General features: G+C 62.2%; 19 protein-coding genes. 12 read left to right on the forward strand and 7 right to left on the reverse strand.

Annotation, left to right across the window (positions count from 1 at the left end):
* Positions 1–191: 191 nt before the first annotated feature.
* Complete coding sequence (locus THALAR_RS15770; protein ID WP_169788555.1) at positions 192–1,478, forward strand: O-antigen ligase family protein; 1,287 nt, start codon at positions 192–194, stop codon at positions 1,476–1,478.
* Complete coding sequence (locus THALAR_RS15775) at positions 1,475–2,446, forward strand: glycosyltransferase family 2 protein (protein ID WP_021102593.1); 972 nt, start codon at positions 1,475–1,477, stop codon at positions 2,444–2,446. Before THALAR_RS15770 ends, THALAR_RS15775 begins: the two co-directional genes overlap by 4 nt.
* Here the strand turns inward: THALAR_RS15775 and THALAR_RS18190 are convergent.
* From THALAR_RS18190 to THALAR_RS15785, 3 genes are read right to left on the reverse strand one after another with little or no spacing between them, the layout of a single operon-like run.
* Positions 2,364–2,846 carry a glycosyltransferase gene (locus THALAR_RS18190; protein WP_083483501.1) on the reverse strand — a complete coding sequence of 161 codons (483 nt, stop codon included), beginning with the start codon at positions 2,844–2,846 and terminating at the stop codon, positions 2,364–2,366. The genes THALAR_RS15775 and THALAR_RS18190 overlap by 83 nt on opposite strands.
* Positions 2,843–3,274, reverse strand: coding sequence for a glycosyltransferase family protein (locus THALAR_RS15780; RefSeq protein WP_021102594.1), 432 nt, complete (start codon positions 3,272–3,274; stop codon positions 2,843–2,845). The genes THALAR_RS18190 and THALAR_RS15780 overlap by 4 nt, the downstream gene beginning before the upstream one ends.
* Positions 3,271–3,966 (reverse strand): sugar transferase, encoded by a 696-nt coding sequence (locus tag THALAR_RS15785; RefSeq protein ID WP_021102595.1) that lies wholly within the window; start codon positions 3,964–3,966, stop codon positions 3,271–3,273. Before THALAR_RS15785 ends, THALAR_RS15780 begins: the two co-directional genes overlap by 4 nt.
* Before the next feature lie 122 nt (positions 3,967–4,088).
* Here THALAR_RS15785 and THALAR_RS15790 point away from each other — a divergent pair, with 122 nt between their 5' ends.
* The 9 genes from THALAR_RS15790 (at position 4,089) to THALAR_RS15830 (ending at position 12,496) form a co-directional block, all read left to right on the forward strand.
* Positions 4,089–5,189, forward strand: coding sequence for a GumC domain-containing protein (locus THALAR_RS15790; RefSeq protein WP_021102596.1), 1,101 nt, complete (start codon positions 4,089–4,091; stop codon positions 5,187–5,189).
* A gap of 9 nt (positions 5,190–5,198) precedes the next feature.
* Positions 5,199–5,984 carry a CpsD/CapB family tyrosine-protein kinase gene (locus THALAR_RS15795; RefSeq protein WP_021102597.1) on the forward strand — a complete coding sequence of 262 codons (786 nt, stop codon included), beginning with the start codon at positions 5,199–5,201 and terminating at the stop codon, positions 5,982–5,984.
* The gene (locus THALAR_RS18970) at positions 5,977–6,549 is read left to right on the forward strand and encodes an acyltransferase (protein ID WP_021102598.1); all 573 of its coding nucleotides are present in this window, start codon (positions 5,977–5,979) and stop codon (positions 6,547–6,549) included. Before THALAR_RS15795 ends, THALAR_RS18970 begins: the two co-directional genes overlap by 8 nt.
* Positions 6,549–7,427 (forward strand): glycosyltransferase family 2 protein, encoded by an 879-nt coding sequence (locus THALAR_RS15805; protein WP_021102599.1) that lies wholly within the window; start codon positions 6,549–6,551, stop codon positions 7,425–7,427. The genes THALAR_RS18970 and THALAR_RS15805 overlap by 1 nt, the downstream gene beginning before the upstream one ends.
* A gap of 70 nt (positions 7,428–7,497) precedes the next feature.
* Positions 7,498–9,018, forward strand: a complete 1,521-nt coding sequence (gene gpmI / locus THALAR_RS15810) for a 2,3-bisphosphoglycerate-independent phosphoglycerate mutase (RefSeq protein WP_021102600.1) — start codon at positions 7,498–7,500, stop codon at positions 9,016–9,018.
* Positions 9,015–10,142 carry a murein hydrolase activator EnvC family protein gene (locus THALAR_RS15815; protein WP_021102601.1) on the forward strand — a complete coding sequence of 376 codons (1,128 nt, stop codon included), beginning with the start codon at positions 9,015–9,017 and terminating at the stop codon, positions 10,140–10,142. The genes gpmI and THALAR_RS15815 overlap by 4 nt, the downstream gene beginning before the upstream one ends.
* A gap of 7 nt (positions 10,143–10,149) precedes the next feature.
* Positions 10,150–11,493 carry a S41 family peptidase gene (locus THALAR_RS15820; protein ID WP_021102602.1) on the forward strand — a complete coding sequence of 448 codons (1,344 nt, stop codon included), beginning with the start codon at positions 10,150–10,152 and terminating at the stop codon, positions 11,491–11,493.
* Positions 11,494–11,530: 37 nt separating this feature from the next.
* A complete protein-coding gene (locus THALAR_RS15825; protein WP_021102603.1) occupies positions 11,531–12,013 on the forward strand; it encodes an RNA pyrophosphohydrolase in 483 nt (160 codons plus the stop codon).
* A 12-nt stretch (positions 12,014–12,025) separates the two neighbouring features.
* Positions 12,026–12,496, forward strand: coding sequence for a hypothetical protein (locus tag THALAR_RS15830; protein WP_169788556.1), 471 nt, complete (start codon positions 12,026–12,028; stop codon positions 12,494–12,496).
* Between the two features lie 37 nt (positions 12,497–12,533).
* On the opposite strand, the gene gltB is transcribed toward THALAR_RS15830, so the two are convergent.
* From gltB to THALAR_RS15845, 3 genes are all read right to left on the reverse strand, one after another.
* Entirely contained in the window at positions 12,534–17,072 is a 4,539-nt protein-coding gene (gene gltB, locus THALAR_RS15835; RefSeq protein ID WP_021102605.1) for a glutamate synthase large subunit, read from the reverse strand.
* Between the two features lie 138 nt (positions 17,073–17,210).
* Positions 17,211–18,011 (reverse strand): alpha/beta fold hydrolase, encoded by an 801-nt coding sequence (locus THALAR_RS15840; RefSeq protein ID WP_021102606.1) that lies wholly within the window; start codon positions 18,009–18,011, stop codon positions 17,211–17,213.
* A 3-nt stretch (positions 18,012–18,014) separates the two neighbouring features.
* The gene (locus THALAR_RS15845) at positions 18,015–19,448 is read right to left on the reverse strand and encodes an NAD(P)-dependent oxidoreductase (RefSeq protein ID WP_021102607.1); all 1,434 of its coding nucleotides are present in this window, start codon (positions 19,446–19,448) and stop codon (positions 18,015–18,017) included.
* Between the two features lie 210 nt (positions 19,449–19,658).
* On the opposite strand from THALAR_RS15845, the gene THALAR_RS15850 reads away from it, so the two are divergent.
* Entirely contained in the window at positions 19,659–20,462 is an 804-nt protein-coding gene (locus THALAR_RS15850; protein ID WP_021102608.1) for an undecaprenyl-diphosphate phosphatase, read from the forward strand.
* On the opposite strand, the gene THALAR_RS15855 is transcribed toward THALAR_RS15850, so the two are convergent.
* Positions 20,453–21,442 (reverse strand): complex I NDUFA9 subunit family protein, encoded by a 990-nt coding sequence (locus tag THALAR_RS15855; RefSeq protein WP_021102609.1) that lies wholly within the window; start codon positions 21,440–21,442, stop codon positions 20,453–20,455. The genes THALAR_RS15850 and THALAR_RS15855 overlap by 10 nt on opposite strands.
* Between the last annotated feature and the right edge of the window lie 137 nt (positions 21,443–21,579).

Raw genomic sequence — 21,579 nt, forward strand, 5'->3', positions numbered from 1 at the left:
AAATGAGTTGGTCCATGCGATGTTTCTCTCCGTCCACGCTATGCCCCGTTTTGGGGCAGGGCCTCGAAGGGCCTGCCTTCATTTATCTCAAGTTTTATGAATCTTTGGTTAACCGCTTTGCCTGCATTTCATTAACCACTCGTTATCCATTCGACCCGATGCTGAGCCGGTCCTTTGCAACAAGTCCGGTCATGTCCCGCCCAAGCGCTCCAATTCACAAGCTGTCGCCCATGGTGCTGCTCTACCTCGCCGCAGTGGCCCTTCCCGTGCGCTATCACATCGGGTCGATCCAGATGACCGGTCTGCGCACCTTCCTTGCGCTGGTCTTCATCCCGCTGCTGGTTCTGTATTGCCGCAATCGCCCCGCCAAAGGCATGTCCATCGACCTTTTGTTCATGCTGTTCGTGTGTTGGGGTGCAGTGGCGTTCTCGCAAACCTCGCCCAATCACATGCTGGAAAACGGCGGCGCGTTGATGCTGGAATTGCTTGGCGGCTTCCTGATCGCGCGCTTGTTCGTGCGGACGGCAGAGGACTTCCACGAGGTCATCAAAGCCACCCTGATCATCGTGACCCTGTCCCTGCCTCTGGCCATCTTCGAGAGCCTGACCGGACAGCCTCCTCTGATCGCAGCGATCAACGCAATGCCGGGCGTAAACTCCGTCGCCTCTGTGTCTATCCCCCCACGTTTGGGTCTGGAGCGGGTGCAGGCGCTGTTCGCCCACCCGATCCACTACGGCCTGTTCGGCTCTACCCTGACCGCGCTCGTCTTCGTCGGAACGGCGGGGCGCTGGTCCCTACCCCTTCGCGCAGCGGGACTGTCCGCCGGTGTCTTCGCCAGCTTCCTTGCGCTCTCAAGCGGGGCATTCCTGTCGGTCCTGCTGCAACTGTTCCTGATCCTCTGGGCGCTGAACCTGCCGCGCTGGCGCTATCGCTGGCTGGCCCTCGCGGCCCTCGCAATCGCCGCCTATATTGCCGTCGACCTGATCTCCAACCGCACGCCGGTGCGGGTCTTCTTCAGCTACGCCACCTTCTCGGCGCACAATGCCTATTGGCGCGGGATCATCTTCGAATGGGGCATGGTTAACGTCTGGCAAAACCCGATCTTCGGCATCGGCCTGAACGACTGGGTGCGGCCCGATTTCATGCTCTCCGGCAGCATGGACAATTTCTGGCTGGTGCTGGCCGTGCGCTACGGGCTGCCGGGGTTCGCGCTATTCGCCTTGGCCTACCTTTCGGGCCTGTTCAGGGTCGCTTTCGCGCCCCTTCCGCCGGAACTGCAAGCCATGCGCAGGGCGTGGGTCATCTGCTTCGCGGGCCTCACTTTCACGCTATGCACGGTCCATATCTGGACGTCGATCTTTTCCTACGTGTTCTTCCTGTTCGGCGCGGGTCTATGGCTGCTGGCCCCCGTGCCAGAACCCGCGAGACCAAAACGTGAAGCCCCCCGCTTCACACGCTTTCCGGCGGTGCCCGCATGAGCGCGCGCATGGGGTGTGTCATCGTCACCTACAACTCGACCGAGCATATCATGGACTGTCTCGACAGCCTCGCAGCCGCAAACAATGTCGCGCTTAGGGTCGTTGTGGTGGACAATGCCTCCACCGACAGCTCTGCACGGGTCGTGCAAAACTGGGCCGCGCGGCATGAACTAGATCTGCGCCTGATTCAGGCACCCACAAATGGCGGCTTCGCGGCGGGCGTCAATCTGGGTCTGCGGGCGCTTATGCTGGACGACACTCTGGACCGGTTCTGGATCTTGAACCCCGACTGCACCGCGCCCCCCGGCACACCTGCCGCCTTGGCAAATGCACCGCTGCCGTTTTCCCTGCTGGGCTGTCGCATCGCCTATGCCAAGCCCAGTTCGCAAATCCAGATCGACGGCGGGCGGATCAACCGCTGGACCGGCGCGACGCATAACCTCAACATCGGCAAGGACGCAGACGAAACCGCGCTCCCAAAAGGCGAAGACCTCGACTTCATCTCCGGCGCCAGCATGGTCGCGTCGCGCGCCTTTCTGGAACATGCGGGCCTCATGCCCGAGCAATATTTCCTCTATTACGAGGAGGTCGACTGGGCGCAGCGACGCGGCCACCTTCCGCTGGCCATCTGTGAAAACGCCCATGTCTATCACAGCGCCGGTGCCTCCATCGGCTCGCCCACGCTCGACCGTGGACCGTCGCCGGTTTCGGCCTATTTCAAACATCGCGCGAGGATGATGTATATGGCCGCGCACCACCCTTGGCGGCTTCCGGTCGCCTATGCGTTCGGCTGGGGGAAGGTGTTGCAACACCTCTGCCGCCGTCAGCACGCGCCGGTTCCCGCGACGCTCAGGGCGTTGCATATGCTCAAGCCAAACCAAGCGGTCAGTGCTGCAATATCCCCGGCCCCGACACGAAGTCCCGAAGCCGCGCTGCCAGACCGTCATAACGCGGATTGCGCTCCGTAGTTGGCTCCTCGATGCCGTGCGCCAACAGGTTGTCAAGCTCATCGACCTCCCAAGCAACCCGCAACCCGGCACGATCCTTGAATGCGGCAGCCGTGGCTAGCTGGTGGTCGTTGCGATGCTCCCCCAACTTGGCCCGACGCGGGAGCAGGATAAGCGGGCGCGACGCGCTTTTTGCCGCCAAGATAGACCCTATTCCCGCGTGAGACACGATCACCCGAGCCTCATTCACAAAGGCCTCGAACTGGGGCGCGGACAGCGACCGGTAGCTTTCCATCCCGTGCCAGTCGGCCGTATCGCCGGTTTGCAACACCACGCGCTCCCCGCTGCGCTGACTGTAGCCGATCATATGGTCAATCAATCTGGGAAACGGCAATTGCGTTCCAACGGTCACGAAAATCATAGCACCGACCCCGCGTAGATTGCGCCCGTACGCTCCGACACCGCTGGCCACTGGGTCATCCACAAATCGGCAAACCGGCGTGTCAGCCTACCTGACAGCGACATACGCTCCGCATTGGCGATCGAATCGATCCAGACGGTCCGGCAGCCGTGCAACTTGGCGACGATCAGCACGAAGGCACCCGGTGCGGCACCTGTCGAGACAACTAGGTCGGGGCGGACCTGCCGCACCATTCGCCATGCCGCGCGCAGCCCGACCAAGAGCCGCAGCGGCGTGCGTAGATTACAATCCGGCAACGGCAATACACCGGTTTCGCCGACATCGGCCGCGCAGGCGAACACCACCTCCGACCCTTCAAGTGCGCCGTAGAGCAGACGCAACTGTTGCCAATGCCCGCCGCCAGAGGACGCCGCCAGAACCCGCGTCATTGACCCGTCCCCCACAGCACCACACCGACTGTCCGGCCGATCAGCGACAGGTCATAACGCAGCCCTTTCTCGCGCTCATACATGGCGTCGTATTTCGCCCGCGCAGTAAAGCTTTCTTCGTTGCGCCCGAACACCTGCCAGGGGCCGGTAAGGCCAGGCCGCAGTCGAAAATACGCGGCCCCCGGATACAGAATCGCCTGCTCCTGCAACATCGGACGCGGCCCAACGAGCGACATGTCACCGCGCACCACATTCCAAAGCTGGGGAAGCTCGTCCAAGGACAGCTTCCGCAGCACCTTCCCCGCAAAGGTTATCCTTGGGTCGCGGCGCAGCTTCTGGCTCCGCTGCCATTCCATCGCGGCGTTCGGATCGTCCATCAGAAGCTCGCTCAGATGCCGCTCCGCATTGACGCGCATACTTCTCAGTTTGAACATGCGGAACACCTGACCATGCCGCCCGACCCGAGGCTGGGAATAAAAGGCAGGCCCGCCGTCCAGCTTCGCGAGAACCGCGCCCAACGCAATCAACGGCAGCGACACAGGCGCGGTCATCAGCACCAGCGCGAGGTCCAGCCTGCGTTTCCAGATCGGGTCATAAATCTGCCAATCGCGCGACATGCCGGGTGCTTTGACATCCGGCATCACGTCCACAGAATGCGGCGCGGCAAATACGTTACTGGATCGGGTTGTCATGGGCTCATCCGTCTTCTGAAACTGTCTGGTCGCAGAAGAACTGAGATGAATTAATTATGTCTTAAGTTTTCAAAGGTCTGAATGTGCAGGGATTTTAGAGACTATTAGAGTAGGAAACGAGAATGCTGGATTGGGGATACTGGCGATGGCAGGCGGCACGAAACCTGCCGCTCTTCGTCATCATAGTGGTCACGATCACGGCTGTCGGATGGACTGCGATCAACGCGATTCCGCCTGAGCACACGGTATCTTCACGCATCATTCTGGAGCGGTCTCTTGGCTTGGGCGGGGCACCGAAAGCCCAGCGAAGCGCCGAAGAGGTGCAGCATCTGCAACTAATTCTGCACGAGCTGGGCGTCGTCGGACAATCCCCTGACACGCCGGTCGAATTCAAGATCGAATCGAGCCGCGACAAGCCGACATATCTTTCGATCTCCTCCACGCAATCCAGTGCAGTGGCCGCCCTGACCGCCGTTCGGGCCGCCGAAACCGCCGTGATCGAGCAGGGTGAAAAAACGCGGCGCGACGGCACTCTGTCCGCTTTGACCAACCAGATTTCGCGACACGAGACGTCTCTAACACAGGCAAACAAGGCCCTCGCAGCTCATGAAAGCCAGCCTTTAACAGGCTCTGAGCAGGGCCTTGAACGTCAGGCGGACCAACTTCGCGCCCGAATAGAGCGTGGGCCGGTCGAAGACGCGGCCATCACCAAGTTGCGGATTGATCTCGCAGTCGCGCAAAGCATCTATTCGGACACGCACCCCAAACTCCGCCAGTTGCGCGACCGCCTGTCCCGACAGCCCGAGGCAGCGGGCGACGATTGGCACGCACAATTGCAAAGCCAGCTTGACCGCACACTTGCCGCCCTGACCGACCTGCGGTCCTACCAAGCCACCGCTTCCCGACTTGAAGGTGAGGTCACCACAGCCACCTCCGCCTTGCGCGAAGCGCAAGACGCGTTGGTTGCGGCACAGCTTGCGCAGGATGCCAACAGGATCAACCTGCGCGTCGTCGAGAACGCAGCCCTCGACAGCGCAGACCCGCGAAAGGCGCGTCTGGCTATGCTTCTTGGCACGCTGCTTGCCGCCGTTCTGGCGGCCGTCGCTGGCATCTGGCTGCGCGTCAGAATCGACCCGCGCGTCAGGCGTCCCCGCGACATGCGTAACGCGCTAGGATTGACCCCTTTCGCCACCCTTCCCGATCTCGGGCCAAGCCTCGGTTAGGAGCGCTAGATGGAACAAATCACCAATACAGACACTCTTCTGCGCACCGCGCAGGAAGAGCAAACCGCGCTTCAGGCAGAGCCACGTCCGCTGGACCCCGCCGATAGTTGGGCCCGCCTCACCGAGGCGCAACTGGACCCCGTTGTGCTGAAACGCCATCACATCCAGACGACCCAACCGGGCCCGTCCGCAGCCCCCTACGACCGGCTTCGCACCCGCCTGCTGAGCCATATGCGCGCCGCTGGTCACCGTCGCGTCGCCATCACCGCGCCGACCCAAGGGTGCGGAAGTTCCACGATCACAGCGAATCTGGCCCTCAGTCTGGCGCGGCAAAGCGACCTTCGGGTCATGGTCCTGGACTTCAACCTGCGAAATCCGAAACTGATCCACATTTTTGGCTTGTCGGAAGCTGGCCCCCGCTTCTCGGTGCTCACCGGCCAGCGGCGCAACTTCGACAGCACCTGCTTGCGGGTCGATGAAAATCTCGGCCTCAGCCTGAACGCCACCGCGCTTGACGACGCAGCGGAACGTCTTGCCCACGGGCGCACCGCCAACCTGCTGGACCGCATCGAGCGCGACTTCGCGCCAGACATCATGCTGTTTGATCTGGCCGCCCTCGGTCCCGCTGACGATGCCATCGCAGCACTTCCCTTGGTCGATTGCGCCTTGCTGGTGGCGCGGGCGGACAAATCCACAACGCGCGAGATTGACGACGCCGAGCACATGGTGGCCGAAAACACCACTTGTCTGGGCGTGGTCCTTAACGGCTGCCGCTTTGCGGGGTCCGATGTCTGACACAAGCCTCACCGCCGGAACGTTGGCGCATAAAAAGACCCTAACACCGCGCGTTCGTATCTCGCGCTTCTTGTTATCAATCCTTGACCCCCGCGCCTACCTGCACGGCCTGCGACTGTTAAACCACTACAACCAAACCCACGTCATCCCGCGCCGCGCGGTGTCGTTCGGCCCGAATGCGGCGGTCAGCCCGACCTGCCAATTCGCCAACCCCGAACGCATCACGCTGGGCGCACGCGCTCATATCGGGGCCGGTTGCTGCATTTGGGCCGGCCCGAAGCTGGGCCGGATCGAGGCCGGCGACGACCTGCTTCTTGGCCCCAACGTCATGCTCACCGCCGCCAACTACCGCTTTCGAGACGGCGCACCGGTGTCTGCGCAGGCAATGGACGAGGCAAGCATCCGCATCGGCAACGACGTCTGGATCGGCGCAGGCGCGACCATTCTGCCCGGCGCGCGCATCGGTGACGGCGCGGTAATCGCGGCGGGGGCGGTGGTGACAGGTTCAATCGAAGCAGGCGAGATCTTCGCAGGCATTCCGGCCCGCAAAGTAGGTCAGCGTTGATGCAACCTGCCGCCTCGGTCATCATCCCGCATCACAACGACGCGGACGCGTTGACCTCCTGCCTGCAATCGCTCGCCGCGTGTCCGGAGCGCGGACAGGTTGAAATCATCGTCGTCGACAATGGCCCGGCCACACTGACCCCTGCCTTCACCCGCTCATTTCCTGATGTCCGCTTTTTCCACCAGCTCCAACAAGGCGCGGCCCTGGCGCGGAACACTGGCGTGCAAAAGGCGCGCGGCCACATCCTGATCTTTACCGACAGTGACTGCGTCGTCTCACCCGATTTCCTGTCCCAAGCGATCGCGGCAGGGCAGGCGCAAGACCTGACCGGCGGCGCGGTCCGGCTAAGCACCCCGCCAAATCAATCCCCCAACGCCGTGCAGGCGTTCGAGCGCGTCTTTGCCTTCAACCAAAGACACTATATCGAGGCCAAGGGCTTCTCCGTCACCGCCAATCTGGTGACGAACGCCACGGTTTTCCGCCAAGTGGGCCCCTTCCGCGGCGGGCTGTCCGAAGATTACGACTGGTGCCTTCGCGCCCGCGCCGCAGGGTTCAGCCTGCACTACCGCCCCGAAATGGTCGTCCACCACCCCTGCCGCGCGACTTGGGCGCAGCTTCAGGCCAAATGGCGCAGGATTACCGCCGAAACATACGGCCTTCATCATTCAAGGCAGCGCGGCCTGCTCCGCTGGGTCGGCCTCGCAGCCCTGATGCCGCTGTCCATCCTCGCCCACGCACCGCGCGTCTTCCGCTCTCCAGAACTCTCATCACCCGCCGAGCGTCTGGCCGCCCTCCGAACGCTCGCGCGGTTGCGACTTTGGCGTATGGCAGAAATGCTCCGGCTGATGCTGCGTCGAAAACCTGCCAACACGGGCTAGCCCCGCAGCCTATGGTTGAAGCCGCAGCCCGCGCCGCATAGAAGAGGGCAGTCCCAAAGCGAGCAAATCCATGACCACACCCAAACCCGTCGTCCTGTGCATCCTTGACGGTTGGGGATTGTCCGATCGCACCGAAGCCAACGCACCCGTGCTGGCCGACACGCCGACCTTCGACCACCTCATGGCGACGTGCCCCCACGCCACGCTCATCACGCACGGGCCGGATGTGGGGCTGCCAAAAGGGCAGATGGGCAACTCCGAGGTCGGGCATACCAATATCGGCGCGGGCCGTGTCGTGGCGATGGATCTGGGCCAGATTGATCTGGCGATAGAGCAAGGCACCTTTGAAAACGAAGCCGCCCTGCAAGGCTTCATCGCCAAGCTGCGCGAAACCGGCGGCACGGCGCATCTGATGGGTGTGGCCTCCGATGGGGGCGTTCATGGCCATGTGAGCCACATCATCGCCGCCGCGAAAGCGCTGAGTTCCGCAGGAATAGACACTGTTTTGCACGCAATCACCGACGGGCGCGACGTCGCGCCTAGATCCGCGCTTGGCTATCTCGAACAGTTGCAGCGCGACCTGCCCGCCGATGTCCGCATCGCCACAGTATCCGGCCGCTACTATGCGATGGATCGCGATACACGCTGGGACCGGGTCGAACTGGCCTATAACGCCATCATGCTCGGCAAAGGGGAATCCGCAAACACCGCCAAGGCCGCGATCGAAGCCTCCTACGCCCAGGACAAAACCGACGAATTCATCCTGCCCACGGTCATCGCCGGTTACAATGGCGTCAAAGACGGCGACGGTATCTTCTGCCTCAACTTCCGCGCCGACCGGGCGCGCGAAATCCTGTCGGCAATCGCCGATCCCGCCTTCGACGCGTTCGACGTGTCCTCCCGCCCCAAGGTGGCGGAATGCCTTGGCATGGTCGATTATTCCACGGCCCACAACGCCTTCATGACGACGGTTTTCCCGAAGCAGAAGATCACCAACACGCTCGGCGCTTGGGTCGCCAGGCACGGTCTGCGCCAGTTCCGCGTGGCCGAGACCGAGAAGTATCCGCACGTCACCTTCTTCCTGAACGGCGGCAAGGAGGTCCCGGAGGACGGCGAGGATCGCCACATGCCCAAAAGCCCCAAAGTGGCGACCTACGACATGCAGCCGGAAATGTCGGCGGACGAGGTCACCGCCGATCTGGTCGGCGCGATCAGGGAGCAATATGACCTGATCGTCGTCAACTTCGCCAACCCCGACATGGTCGGCCATACAGGTGATCTGCAAGCCGCCATTGCCGCCTGCGAGGCGGTCGATAAGGGTCTGACACAGGCGGTTTCCGCCCTGAAAGACGTCGGCGGGGCGATGATCGTCACCGCGGACCACGGCAATTGCGAAACCATGATCGACCCCGAGACCGGCGGCCCGCACACTGCGCACACGACCAACCTCGTGCCGGTGGTACTCTTTGGCGGACCAGCGGGCGCGAAACTCAACAATGGTCGCTTGGCTGATCTTGCCCCGACCCTGCTGGACCTGATGGGCCTACCCCAGCCGGAAGAGATGACCGGAGTGTCATTGATCCGCTCATGAAGCCGCTGTTAACCGCCCTTATTCTGCTTGCCCTGACCGGCGCCGCCGTCGCGCAAAGCGATCCGATCACGACCGCCAAGCGGGCGAGCCAGATGCTCGACGTGGCCGCCAACAGCCTGTCCGAGGCCGAAAGCGCCTCCGACCGCGTGGGGGCGTTGACCGAAACCGTCCGCGCCTACGAGGAAGGCCTGTCCGCCCTGCGCGAAGGCCTGCGCCGCGCAGCCATTCAGGAGCGCAGCATCGCGCTGGTCTTCGAGGCCAAGCGCGACCGCCTGTCCCGCCTGCTGGGCGTGCTGCAAACCATCGGCACATCGCCCGCGCCACTGCTGATGATGCATCCCACGGGCGCAATCGGCACTGCGCGGTCCGGCATGATCCTGTCCGAGGTGACGCCAGCCCTGCAAAAAGAGGCTCTAACACTGCGCAATCAACTCGAAGAGGTCCGCGACATCCGCAGCCTCCAGCAAAGCGCCGCGACGCAACTGACCAAGTCGCTGGCCGAGGTGCAGCTTGCCCGCGCCAACCTGTCCCGCGCCATCGCCGACCGTGTGGACCTGCCGCGCAGCTTCACCGCCGATGCCGACAAGATGCGCGCTTTGGTCGAAAGCAGCGACACGCTGCAAGGCTTCGCGTCCGGCCTCAGCGACCTGAACCCGTCCGACCTGAACAACCCCGCCGATTTCGAGGCCGCCAAGGGCAAGCTGCCCTTGCCCGTCCCTGCCACCGTCCTGCACGGCTTTAACGAGACCGACGCATCCGGCGTGACCCGCCCGGGTCTGGTGCTGGCCACCCGCGCACAGTCGCTGGTCACCGCACCATGGCCCGCGACCCTGCGCTACTCGGGCCCGTTGCTCGATTACGGCAATGTCGTCATTCTGGAGCCCAGCAAGGGCTATCTGCTGATTCTGGCAGGCCTCGGCGAAACCTATGGTGAGGTGGGCGAAGTGCTGGATCAGGGCGCTCCTGTGGGCCTTATGGGCGGTTTGCCCCCCGATCCTGACGCTTTTTTGATGACAGCGGCCAAAGGTGGTGGCGGCAATCAGCAAGAGTCGCTTTATATAGAACTTAGACAAGGCGACGAGCCGGTCGATCCGGCCACTTGGTTCGCCACGAACAAGGAATGACGTCCGCATGAAAAAATTTCTGATGGCAGCCATGCTGGGAACCACAGCAAGCGTGCTGGTCACGACCCAGTTTGTAGGCCCGCTGATCGCGCAAGAGGCCGACAAGAAGGCATCTGTCTACGAACAGCTCGATCTGTTCGGCGACATTTTTGAACGCATCCGCGCACAATATGTCGAGGAGGTGGACGAGGCCGAACTGATCGAGGCCGCGATCAACGGCATGTTGACCTCACTCGACCCCCACTCCTCCTACCTGCCGCCCAAGGACTTCGACGACATGCGCGAGCAGACCTCCGGCGAGTTCGGCGGGCTGGGCATCGAGGTGACGCAGGAAGACGGCTACGTCAAAGTCGTCTCGCCCATGGACGGCACCCCCGCCGACGAGGCTGGCATGGAATCCGGCGACTTCATCACCACGGTCGACGGCAAAAGCCTGCTGGGCCTGACGCTGGAAGAAGCGGTTGATATGATGCGCGGGCCGGTCGGGTCCGAGATCATCCTGACCGTCGTCCGCGAAGGCATCGACGAGCCGTTCGAGGTCTCCATCGTCCGCGACACGATCAAGCTGACCGCCGTACGCTCCCGCATTGAAGGCGACTCGGTCGTGCTGCGGATCACGACCTTCAACCGCCAGACATTCCCCAATCTCAAGGAAGGGCTGGCCGAACAGATCGAAGCGGCAGGTGGCGAAGACAAGGTCAACGGCATCGTGCTGGACCTGCGCAACAACCCCGGCGGGCTGCTGACGCAGGCCATCGCGGTATCCGACGCGTTCCTCGACAAGGGCGAGATCGTTTCCACTCGTGGTCGCAACCCGCGTGACAGCGAACGCTACAACGCAACCGAAGGCGATCTGGCCAACGGCAAGCCGATCGTGGTGCTGATCAACGGCGGCTCCGCCTCTGCGTCGGAAATCGTCGCGGGCGCGCTGCAAGATCACCGCCGCGCGGTGGTCGTGGGTGAAAAGAGCTTCGGCAAAGGCTCGGTGCAAACCGTCGTTCCGGTGCGCGGCGATGGCGCCATGCGCCTGACCACCTCGCGGTATTACACCCCGTCCGGCCGCTCCATTCAGGCGCTTGGCGTGTCCCCCGATATCATCGTGGTACAGCCGCCCCGGAAGCCCGAGGAGGAGGCGACGGACGAGGAAACACAACGCCGCAACCGCTCCGAGGCCGACCTGCGCGGCTCGCTCATCAACAACGACAAGATATCCGAGGACGAGCTGAAGCAACTCGAAGCAGAGCGCGAGAAAGCCGAGGAAGTCGCCAAACTGCGCGAGGAAGACTACCAACTTGCCTACGCGCTGGACGTGTTGAAAGGCCTCAGCGCCTTGGCACCCGCAGACGAATAAGGGACAGGGCGGGGGCCTCCCCGCCCGCCATTTGCCAATGACCCCTGAAGACATCTCCAAGCTGCCCTACCGCCCCTGTGTTGGCGTCATGCTCGTGAACCGCGACGGGCTGATCTTCGCCGCGCAACGCATCGACAATGACGCGCCCGCCTGGCAGATGCCCCAGGGCGGCATCGACGAAGGCGAAGACCCCCGCGCCGCCGCCCTGCGCGAACTGGAAGAAGAAACCGGCGTCCCGGCCAGCATGGTCACCGTCGAAAGCCAGACCGAAGGCTGGGTGCCCTACGACCTGCCCCACGATCTGGTGCCCAAGGTCTGGAAGGGCCGGTTCCGCGGCCAGCAGCAAAAGTGGTTTCTGCTGCGCTTCAACGGGGCCGACAGCGCCATCGACATCAAGACCAACACGCCCGAGTTTTCCGAATGGCGGTGGGTGGACCCTGACACGTTGCTCGGCAATATCGTGCCGTTCAAGCGGAACGTTTACGCGAAAGTGATCGAAGCTTTCCGGCCCCTGCTGTAAGAACGGCGCATGATGAAACACCTTACCGCAGCGGTCACGGCACTTGCCTTTGCCGCAGGTCCCGCAAGCGCCCTGTCCTGCCTCCCGACCCACCCCGTCGCCGCGTTCAACGCCGTCGCCGAGGCCGAGGAAAGCTTCGTCGTCCTGCGCGGCGAGTTCGATTTCGACGTCTCCAAGGTGCCGGACGTAAACGCCCCGCCGCTGGAGGTCTCTATCCCCACCGCCTTCAAAGGCAAGCTTTTGACCGGCGAAGGCTTCACCGACGACGTCGAGGTCGCGGTCACCTTGACCCTGCAATGCGCCGGTCCGTGGTGCGCACGCGTGTCGCCGAAAACCGACTACCTCGCCTATGTGCAGCAGACCGAGGACGAGCTGATCTTCAACGTAGGCCCCTGCTACGCCTTCGCCTTCGCCAATCCTGACGAGAAATACATCAAAGCGGTCGAGCAATGCGCCGCTGGCGGCGACTGCGAACCGAAATAGCAAAAAAGGGCGGGATCGACTCCCGCCCTTCTCAATTCTACTCGGCAGGGATCGCCTGCTCCTCAAGGCTCAAAGGCGCGGGGATGTGGGCCAGCATCTCTTTCGGGCAGATTTGCACGAAGTTGCCCTTCTCAATCTCCCAATCCTGCAAGATGCGGTTCGCTTTCACGCTTCCGCTCTCACGGGCGTGTTCCTCGATCAGGCCTTTCAACTGCGTCTCCCAGTGATCGACCGTCACAGGACAGGTCACCAGCGTTTCCATGTTGATCAGCGCCTCGGACTCGCCGTCCGGATCATACAGGTACGCCATCCCGCCCGTCATACCGGCCCCGAAATTCGCGCCGATGGAGCCCAGGATCACCGCAACCCCGCCGGTCATGTATTCACACCCGTTCGTGCCGCAGCCCTCGATCACCACCTTCGCGCCGGAGTTACGCACCGCGAACCGCTCCCCCGCGCGACCGGCGGCAAACAGGTGGCCGTTGGTCGCCCCGTAAAGCACCGTGTTGCCGATGATCGTGTTCTCGTCCGCCTTCAGCGGACTTTCCTGCGTTGGCCGCACAACAATGCGTCCGCCCGACAGGCCCTTGCCGACGTAGTCGTTGGCGTCACCAAACACTTCCAGCTTCAGACCCGGTGCGGCGAACGCCCCCAGCGACTGCCCGGCAGAGCCTGTCAGCTTCACCGTCAGGTGGTCCGGCTGCAACTCGTTGCGCATCCCGAACCGCTGCACGATATGGCTCGACGCCCGCGTGCCGATGGTCCGCAATGTGTTTTGCACCGCATAGGACAGCTGCATTTTCTCGCCATCCTTGAAGAACGGCTGCGCGTCGTTGACGATCTGCGCGTCCAGCGTGTCCGGCACCGGATTGCGCTCTTTCGAGCGGTCATAAACGATCCGCTCCGCCCCATCGACGGTAATCAGCAGCGGGTTCAGGTCCAGATCGTCCAGATGCGCCGCGCCACGCGACACCTGCGTCAGCAGGTCCGCCCGCCCGATCACGTCATCCAGACTACGCGCGCCGATAGACGCGAGGATTTCCCGCACCTCGGTCGCGTAGAACGTGATCAGGTTCACCACCTTGTCCGCCGTTCCCGTGAACTTCTCGCGCAGCGCCTCGTCTTGCGTGCAGACGCCGACAGGGCAGGTGTTCGACTGGCATTGACGCACCATGATGCAGCCCATCGCGATCAGCGCAGCGGTGCCGATGCCGTATTCCTCAGCCCCCATCATCGCTGCCATGACAATGTCGCGGCCCGTGCGCAAACCACCATCGGTCCGCAAAGTCACGCGGCCACGCAGGTTGTTCATCGCCAGAACCTGATGCGCTTCTGTCAGGCCCATTTCCCACGGCAGACCGGCGTATTTGATCGACGTCGCAGGCGACGCACCGGTCCCGCCGTTATGGCCCGAAATCAGGATCACATCCGCCTTCGCCTTGGCGACACCGGCCGCAATCGTGCCGACGCCCGACGCCGCAACCAGCTTCACCGTAACCTTGCAGCGCGGGTTGATCTGCTTGAGGTCATAGATCAGCTGCGCCAGATCCTCTATGGAATAGATATCGTGGTGCGGCGGTGGCGAGATCAGCGTCACGCCCTTCGTCGACAGCCGCAGCCGCGCGATCAGCTCGGTCACTTTCATGCCGGGCAGCTGACCGCCCTCGCCGGGCTTGGCCCCTTGCGCGACCTTGATCTCCAGCTCTTCGCAGTGGTTCAGGTATTCGGCGGTCACGCCAAAACGCCCCGACGCCACCTGCTTGATCTTGGCAGACGGATTGTCGCCATTCGGCTCCGGCACGAAATGCGCGGGGTCTTCACCGCCCTCGCCCGAATCCGACTTGGCACCGATCCGGTTCATCGCCACATTCAGCGTTTTATGCGCTTCCGGAGACAACGCCCCCAGCGACATACCCGGCGTCACAAAGCGTTTGCGGATCGACGTAATCGACTCCACCTCGTCCACAGAAATCGGCTCGCCCAGCGGTTTGATGTCCAGCAGGTCCCGCAGATGGATCGGCGGGTTTGCCTTCATCGTCTGGCTATACTGCTTCCACATGTCATAGGACGCCCGCGTGCAGGCCGCTTGCAGCATATGCATCGTCTGTGCTTCCCACGCGTGCTTCTCGCCTGAGCGACGCGCCTTGTAGAACCCGCCAATCGGCAGCACCGCGGTCTCGGCACGCCAGCCAGCGGCGTGAACCTCAATGGCCTTTTTCTGGATGCCGGCGATCCCGATGCCCGAAATGCGCGAATGCATACCGGGGAAGAATTCCGCCACCATAGCGCGGGACAGGCCCACCGCCTCGAAGTTGAGGCCACCGCGATAGGACGACACAACGGAAATCCCCATCTTCGCCATGATCTTCAACAGCCCTTGGTCAATCGCCTCGCGATAGCGGGCGACGGCCTCGGTCAGGTTGCCTTCCAGCAAGCCGCGCTCGATCCGGTCTGCCAGCGAGTCTTCTGCCAGATAGGCGTTCACAGTGGTCGCACCGCAACCGATCAGCACCGCGAAGTAATGCGGGTCGATGCATTCCGCCGCCCGCACGTTGAGCGAGCAGAACGTCCGCAGCCCCTTGCGCGTCAGCCAGCTATGCACGGCGGATGTTGCAAGGATCATCGGCACGCCGGTGCGGTCCTCGTCTTGGTCCTGATCCGTCAGCACGATATGCCCCGCGCCGGAGCGCACCGCGTCCTCCGCCTCGTTGCGGATACGGTCCAGCGCGTCCCGAAGGGCGCTCTGGTCGCCATCCGCATCGAACGTGCAGTCGATCGTCACCATCTCGGCATTGAACTGCTCGCACAGTTTCTCGAACTGCGCGTTGCCGATGAATGGGCTGTCCAGCACCAGAATTTCGGTCTGCGACGAATCCTCGTCTAGTACGTTCTTGAGGTTCCCGAACCGCGTCTTCAGGCTCATCACGCGATATTCGCGCAAGCTGTCTATTGGCGGGTTGGTCACCTGAGAGAAGTTCTGCCGGAAGAAGTGGCTCAGCGGGCGGTATTTCTTGGACAAAACAGCAGACGGCGTGTCGTCCCCCATCGACGCCAGCGCTTCCTTCCCATCATCGGCCATCGGCGCCAGAATCTGCTCCAGCTCCTCAATCGAATACCCCGCCGCGATCTGCCGCTTGCGCAGCTCCGCGCCGGTAAACAATGCCTTTTCCTGCACGTCCAGGGTGATGGCATCCAGATCGGTGATCTTGCCGACCCACTCGCCAAACGGCAGCGCGGCGGACATTTTGTCCTTCAGCTCCTCGTCGTGATACAACTCGCCCTTGCCCATGTGGACACCGATCATCTGCCCCGGCCCAAGCGCGCCTTTTTCGCGTACGGTGGCTTCGTCAAACGGCACCATGCCAGTCTCGGAGCCCGCAATCAGCAGCCCGTCGCCGGTCACCGCATAGCGCATCGGACGCAGCCCGTTGCGGTCCAGACCCGCGCAGACCCAGCGCCCGTCGGTCATCGCCAACGCGGCGGGGCCATCCCACGGCTCCATCACCGAGTTGCAGTAGGAATACATGTCCTGCCACGCCTTCGGCATCTCGACCGCCTGCTTGGACCACGATTCCGGCACCAGCATGGTTTTCGCCATCGGGGCGGAACGACCCGCACGCACCAGCACCTCGAACACCGCGTCCAAGGCAGCAGAGTCCGACGATCCACCGGGCACAATAGGCTTGATGTCTTCCGCGCGATCCTCGAACGCGCCAGACGCCATGCGGATTTCGTGGCTCTTCATCCAGTTCAGGTTGCCCTTCAGCGTGTTGATCTCGCCGTTATGCGCCAGCATGCGGAACGGCTGCGCCAGCCACCACTGCGGGAAGGTGTTGGTCGAATAGCGCTGATGATAAATGGCAAACGCAGACTCGAAACGCTCGTCCATCAGGTCCGGATAAAACTCCGCAACCTGCTCCGCCAGCATCATGCCCTTGTAGATGATCGACCGGCACGACAGCGACGCCAGATACAGCGTCGGCACTTGCGCGGCCAACGCGGCCTTCTCGATGCGGCGGCGGATCACATAAAGCTCGCGCTCGAACTCCTCTTCCTCGACGCCCTTGGAGTTGGAAATCAGGATCTGCTCAATCTCGGGCCGCGTCGCGTTGGCCTTCTCGCCCAGACAGGTGATATCCACCGGAACGTGCCGCCAGCCATAGATGTTGTAGCCCATGCGCAGCACTTCGGTCTCGATGATCGTCCGGCAGGTTTCCTGCGCCCCGTGGTCGGTGCGCGGCAGGAAGACTTGACCGACAGCAATCATCTGGTCCTTGTTCGGCTTGTGGCCCGTGCGTTCGATCTGGTCATAGAAGAACTCGACCGGAATCTGAACATGGATGCCCGCCCCGTCGCCGGTCTTGCCGTCCGCATCCACCGCGCCACGGTGCCAGATCGCCTTCAGTGCGTTGATCCCGTTCTCGACCACCTTGCGGGATTTCTTGCCGTCGATCGACACAACCAGACCCACCCCGCAGGAGGCGTGTTCGTCGTCGTCGCGATACAGCGAGTTCTCCGCCATCCAGCGGCGCTTCTCTTCCTCACGGGCAACCCAGGCGTCATCATACGTGGTCATGGTGGAGGCTCCTCATTAGGGAATTGTTCATTGATCGGGTCAGCAAAACTGACCTGTTGTAATTTCGGGGTCTGGCAGCTTGCCCGACAAAAGTCCGACACTTTGCCGACGCCTCGCAGACAGCCGTTTTCAGCCCTGTCAGTCGTCCAGCGCGGACGGACGCCCACGGCTCTCGCGCCGCTCCAAAAGTGTCTGCGCGGCAACGTAATCGGCGTAGGCCTCGCGCCGCATCCCGCCCGCACGCTGCACCACCTTGTTCAGCCGCCCGACCTTGTTGTTGATCGCCGCCGTGACAATGTAATTCAGTGTATTCGCGCCCTTCAGGTTGCGCACAAAGTTGTGGTCCGCGCCGGTAAAGATGTAGTGCTTCACATGCTCCGCCTGCGGAAACCGCTGCCAGTGCATCCGCTCGTCCGGGGTGTCGCCGTGAAAGATGTAGATCGGTACCGGCGGCTTCGGCAGCTTGTCCATCTGCTTGTGCGGCCAGACCGTGATCTGCTTGCGAAACCACCACCAGCGCTTTTCGTCCGGCAGCACTTCGGGATGCACCGAGTATTGCGGCGTGAAGCAGATGATCCGCGACAGCGGCATTTTTCGCCCCAGTATCAACGCATTGTACGCGCCCATGCTGGTACCGATAGCCATCACCTCGGTGATCGTGTGATCCAGCACGTAGTCGCTGATTTTGCTCAGGATCAGATCCGCCATGCCCTTGGCGTTCATCCAGCATCGGGAGATGTCGGTCACGCAAATCACATGGTTGCGCCCGTCCTGTGACGCGAGGCCCACAAATTCCTTCGGCGGCCACTTGTCCCGTTCCGTCCCGACGCTGGTGAAACTGACGATCAAACGCGAGCTCTCCCCCGCGACGGCTTCGATCCGCAGCGGGTGCGCGTCGTGCAGGAGGTCGAACTCCAGCAGTTTCTTCTGATCCGACATAGATCACTCGGCAGCTACCTGCGCCGCCGCGTTGATTTGATCCAGGATCGCCTCGGCAGCTTCGCGCCCGTCACGAATAGCCCAAACAACAAGGCTTGCGCCACGTTGAATGTCGCCACAGGCGTAAACCCCCGGCAGGGATGTCTCATGCGTGCGGAAGTCGGCCTTCACGGTGCCCCAACGCGTGACCTCCAGCTCCGGCACATCCCACAGGGCGGGCAGTGCTTCCGGCTCGAAGCCCAGCGCCATGATAACAAGGTCCGCGTCCTCGACATAATCTGCGCCTTCGATGATCTCGGGGCTCTGGCGGCCCGACGCATCCGGCGCGCCAAGGCGCATTTTGGACACCATGACGCCCTCGACAGTGTCCCCGGCAAAGCCTTTAGGGGCAGAGAGCCAGACAAACTCCACGCCCTCCTCCTTGGCGTTCGCGACCTCGCGCATGGAGCCGGGCATGTTCGCCTCGTCCCGGCGATACAGGCATTTCACCGAGGTCGCGCCCTGCCGGATCGACGTGCGCAAGCAGTCCATCGCTGTATCACCGCCACCAATGACGACGACGCGCTTGCCTTCGGCGTTCAACTCGCCGCTGTCGAATTCCGGCACCTTGTCGCCAAAGCTCTTGCGGTTGGACGCGGTCAGGAAATCAATCGCCCGCACGATCCCCTGCGCCCCAACACCGGGCGCGGGCAGTTCGCGGGACTTGTAGACGCCCGTGGCAATCAGGATCGCATCATGGGTCTTTTGCAGCTCTGCAAAGGTGATGTCGTCACCCACGTTGCAGTTCATCTTGAAGGTCACGCCGCCCTGCTCAAGCTGGTCGATGCGCCGCATGACGACGTCTTTCTCCAGCTTGAAGCCGGGGATGCCGTAAGTCAGCAAGCCGCCCGCGCGGTCGTAGCGGTCGTAAACCGTAACCTGCACACCTTGGCGGCGCAGCATGTCGGCGGCGGCCAATCCACCCGGCCCGGCGCCGATGATGCCAACGCTTTCAGGGCGTTCCTGCGACGGGGCGGCGGGCTTGACCCAGCCGTTTTCCCAAGCGGTATCGGTGATGTATTTCTCGACCGAGCCGATGGTAACCGTCCCGTGCCCCGACTGCTCGATCACGCAGTTGCCTTCGCACAGCCGGTCCTGCGGGCAGATGCGGCCACATATCTCGGGGAAGGTGTTGGTGGCCTGCGCCAGCTCATAGGCTTCCTGCAAACGCCCTTCGGCCGTCATGCGCAACCAGTCGGGGATGTTGTTGTGCAATGGGCAATGCGACTGGCAATACGGCACGCCACACTGGCTGCACCGACCCGCTTGCTCGGCCGCCTTCTCGGTTGCGTACTCAGCGTAAATCTCGTTGAAATCATGTGCACGTAGATCGGGCGGACGCTTCTCCGGCATATCCCGCTCTACATTAACAAACTGCAACATGCGCTGCTTGGCCATTTCAATTCTCCCGATCTGAGATGCTTCTGTAAAACGAGTTCCAAACAAATAAAAGTCACCTATGCTGACCTATTATTCATTTTTCTGCCCTCGGTAGGCGATAATTCACCCCTGCCTTCGTATATTAGGTCACTATAAGTTACCTAATTAGGTTCTTCTCATTTGATTCTCGATCTTTAGGTTGAGCAAAACTGATTCGAGGCGCAGCAGATGACCCTTTTCCACCTTGTGCTTGTTGCCCTGATTCAGGGGCTGACGGAGTTCCTTCCGGTCTCCTCGTCCGGCCACCTGATCTTGCTGCCAAGCCTGACAGGCATGGACGATCAGGGGCAGGCCATCGACGTCGCGGTTCATGTGGGCACCCTGTTCGCCGTGATCATGTTCTTCTGGGCAGACGTTAAAATCGCCATCCGCGGCATCGGCCGGCTGGTGCAGGGCAAGGTAGACACCCAAGGCGCAAGGCTCGCGCTTTATCTTGGCATCGCAACCGTTCCGGTCCTGATTTTCGGGCTGTTCCTCAAGCTGACGGGCCTCGACCATTTGCTGCGTTCAGTGGCCTTGATTGGCTGGACGATGCTCATCTTCGGGCTGGTGCTTTACTGGACCGACCAGAAAGGCGGCACGACGAAAACCGCCCCCGACTGGTCTCGCAAGGACGCAATCATCATGGGGCTGTGGCAGGCCGTGGCCCTGATACCCGGCACCTCACGATCCGGCGCGACGATCTCGGGAGCACGCCAGTTGGGCTATGCCCGCGAAGATGCGGCAAAGCTGTCCATGCTGATGTCTATTCCGACGATCATCGCCTCTGGCGCAGTATTGGGGTCCGAAGTGATTTTCAGCGCCAATATGCAACTGGCCAAGGACAGCCTGATCGCAGCCGTGCTGTCGTTCGGCGCGGCGTTGCTGGCGCTATCGCTGATGATGCGCCTGCTGAAGTCGGTCAGCTTCACGCCCTACGTGATTTACCGCATCTTTCTGGGCGTCGCGCTGTTGGCGTTTGCCTATTCGTGATCCACACGCAGGTTTCGCGCCGACTCCTTGATCGCGTCATACTGACCAGACGGGCGGAAGCGCCACAGGTAGTCGGGGATGATCGCTTCCAGCGCAGTCCGCCGGATGCCCAGATCCGCGAAAGTCATGGCATCCTCTGCAACCACGTTGTCACGTTTCAGATTGCGCACCTGATCGCGGGTCAACGGGCCATTGATCAAGCCAAAGCTGATCTTGTTCACCAGATCGAATGCCGACCCCATGATGCCTGCGATGAAAAAGGGGATGTTCACGATCAACCGGCGGCGGCGCACCATGTCCAGCATGGTTTGCATGAGGTCGCGGAAGGTCGCAACCTCGGGGCCGCCAAGCTCGTAAATGCCGGGCTTTGCCTCGCCAAGCACAGCTTTCGTCGCGGCCTGGGCCACGTCGTCCACATAAACGGGTTGGAATTTCGTATCCGCGCCGACGACCGGAAGGATCGGCCCGAACCGTGACATCGAGGCGAAGCGGTTGAAGAACTCGTCCTCCTGGCCAAACATGATGGAGGGCCTCAGAATGACGGCTTGGGGCCAATGCTCCAGCACGCCTTCCTCGCCCAATGCCTTGGTCCGTGCATAGTCGCTGTCGCTGTCCCTGTCCGCACCAATGGCGGAGATATGGACCAAGCGCCCCACGCCTTCCTCGGCCGCGATACGTGCAACCCGCTCCGCCCCTTCATGCTGCACGGCGTCGAACTTGTTTTTGCCAGACGGCGCCAGAATACCCACGCAGTTCACAACCGCATCCGCACCCCTCATCACGGCACGCACGGAGTCGTCATCGCGGATGTTGCACAGAACCGGCTCGACCTGCCCCACCACGCCGTAGGGCTTTACGAAGAGCGCCTCGTTCGGGCGGCGCACGGCAACGCGAATGCGCCAACCTTCCTTGGCCAGGCGGCGCGTGATGTAGCGTCCGACAAAACCTGATCCGCCGTAAATGGTGACGAGCTTCGACATGGTGGTTCCCTTCAAGGCTTGCTGTATCGGGTTTACCCAGCCCGTATTCGCCAGACAAGGCGCTTTTCGCCGCGCCACCACGGCGCAACTGGCTAAACCGTCACAATCTTGCAATCGAGACGCCGAATCCCGTTGAC

Origin of the sequence: Litoreibacter arenae DSM 19593, from assembly GCF_000442275.2 — a bacterium.
Classification (GTDB): Bacteria; Pseudomonadota; Alphaproteobacteria; order Rhodobacterales; family Rhodobacteraceae; genus Litoreibacter; species Litoreibacter arenae.

What these genes read in the sequence shown, in the direction of transcription:
- THALAR_RS15770 (WP_169788555.1), top strand. Translation starts at nt 192, where the DNA reads ATGTCCCGCCCAAGCGCTCCAATTCACAAGCTGTCGCCCATGGTGCTG.
- THALAR_RS15775 (WP_021102593.1), top strand. Translation starts at nt 1,475, where the DNA reads ATGAGCGCGCGCATGGGGTGTGTCATCGTCACCTACAACTCGACCGAG.
- THALAR_RS18190 (WP_083483501.1), bottom strand. Translation starts at nt 2,846, where the DNA reads ATGATTTTCGTGACCGTTGGAACGCAATTGCCGTTTCCCAGATTGATT.
- THALAR_RS15780 (WP_021102594.1), bottom strand. Translation starts at nt 3,274, where the DNA reads ATGACGCGGGTTCTGGCGGCGTCCTCTGGCGGCGGGCATTGGCAACAG.
- THALAR_RS15785 (WP_021102595.1), bottom strand. Translation starts at nt 3,966, where the DNA reads ATGACAACCCGATCCAGTAACGTATTTGCCGCGCCGCATTCTGTGGAC.
- THALAR_RS15790 (WP_021102596.1), top strand. Translation starts at nt 4,089, where the DNA reads ATGCTGGATTGGGGATACTGGCGATGGCAGGCGGCACGAAACCTGCCG.
- THALAR_RS15795 (WP_021102597.1), top strand. Translation starts at nt 5,199, where the DNA reads ATGGAACAAATCACCAATACAGACACTCTTCTGCGCACCGCGCAGGAA.
- THALAR_RS18970 (WP_021102598.1), top strand. Translation starts at nt 5,977, where the DNA reads ATGTCTGACACAAGCCTCACCGCCGGAACGTTGGCGCATAAAAAGACC.
- THALAR_RS15805 (WP_021102599.1), top strand. Translation starts at nt 6,549, where the DNA reads ATGCAACCTGCCGCCTCGGTCATCATCCCGCATCACAACGACGCGGAC.
- gpmI (WP_021102600.1), top strand. Translation starts at nt 7,498, where the DNA reads ATGACCACACCCAAACCCGTCGTCCTGTGCATCCTTGACGGTTGGGGA.
- THALAR_RS15815 (WP_021102601.1), top strand. Translation starts at nt 9,015, where the DNA reads ATGAAGCCGCTGTTAACCGCCCTTATTCTGCTTGCCCTGACCGGCGCC.
- THALAR_RS15820 (WP_021102602.1), top strand. Translation starts at nt 10,150, where the DNA reads ATGAAAAAATTTCTGATGGCAGCCATGCTGGGAACCACAGCAAGCGTG.
- THALAR_RS15825 (WP_021102603.1), top strand. Translation starts at nt 11,531, where the DNA reads ATGACCCCTGAAGACATCTCCAAGCTGCCCTACCGCCCCTGTGTTGGC.
- THALAR_RS15830 (WP_169788556.1), top strand. Translation starts at nt 12,026, where the DNA reads ATGAAACACCTTACCGCAGCGGTCACGGCACTTGCCTTTGCCGCAGGT.
- gltB (WP_021102605.1), bottom strand. Translation starts at nt 17,072, where the DNA reads ATGACCACGTATGATGACGCCTGGGTTGCCCGTGAGGAAGAGAAGCGC.
- THALAR_RS15840 (WP_021102606.1), bottom strand. Translation starts at nt 18,011, where the DNA reads ATGTCGGATCAGAAGAAACTGCTGGAGTTCGACCTCCTGCACGACGCG.
- THALAR_RS15845 (WP_021102607.1), bottom strand. Translation starts at nt 19,448, where the DNA reads ATGGCCAAGCAGCGCATGTTGCAGTTTGTTAATGTAGAGCGGGATATG.
- THALAR_RS15850 (WP_021102608.1), top strand. Translation starts at nt 19,659, where the DNA reads ATGACCCTTTTCCACCTTGTGCTTGTTGCCCTGATTCAGGGGCTGACG.
- THALAR_RS15855 (WP_021102609.1), bottom strand. Translation starts at nt 21,442, where the DNA reads ATGTCGAAGCTCGTCACCATTTACGGCGGATCAGGTTTTGTCGGACGC.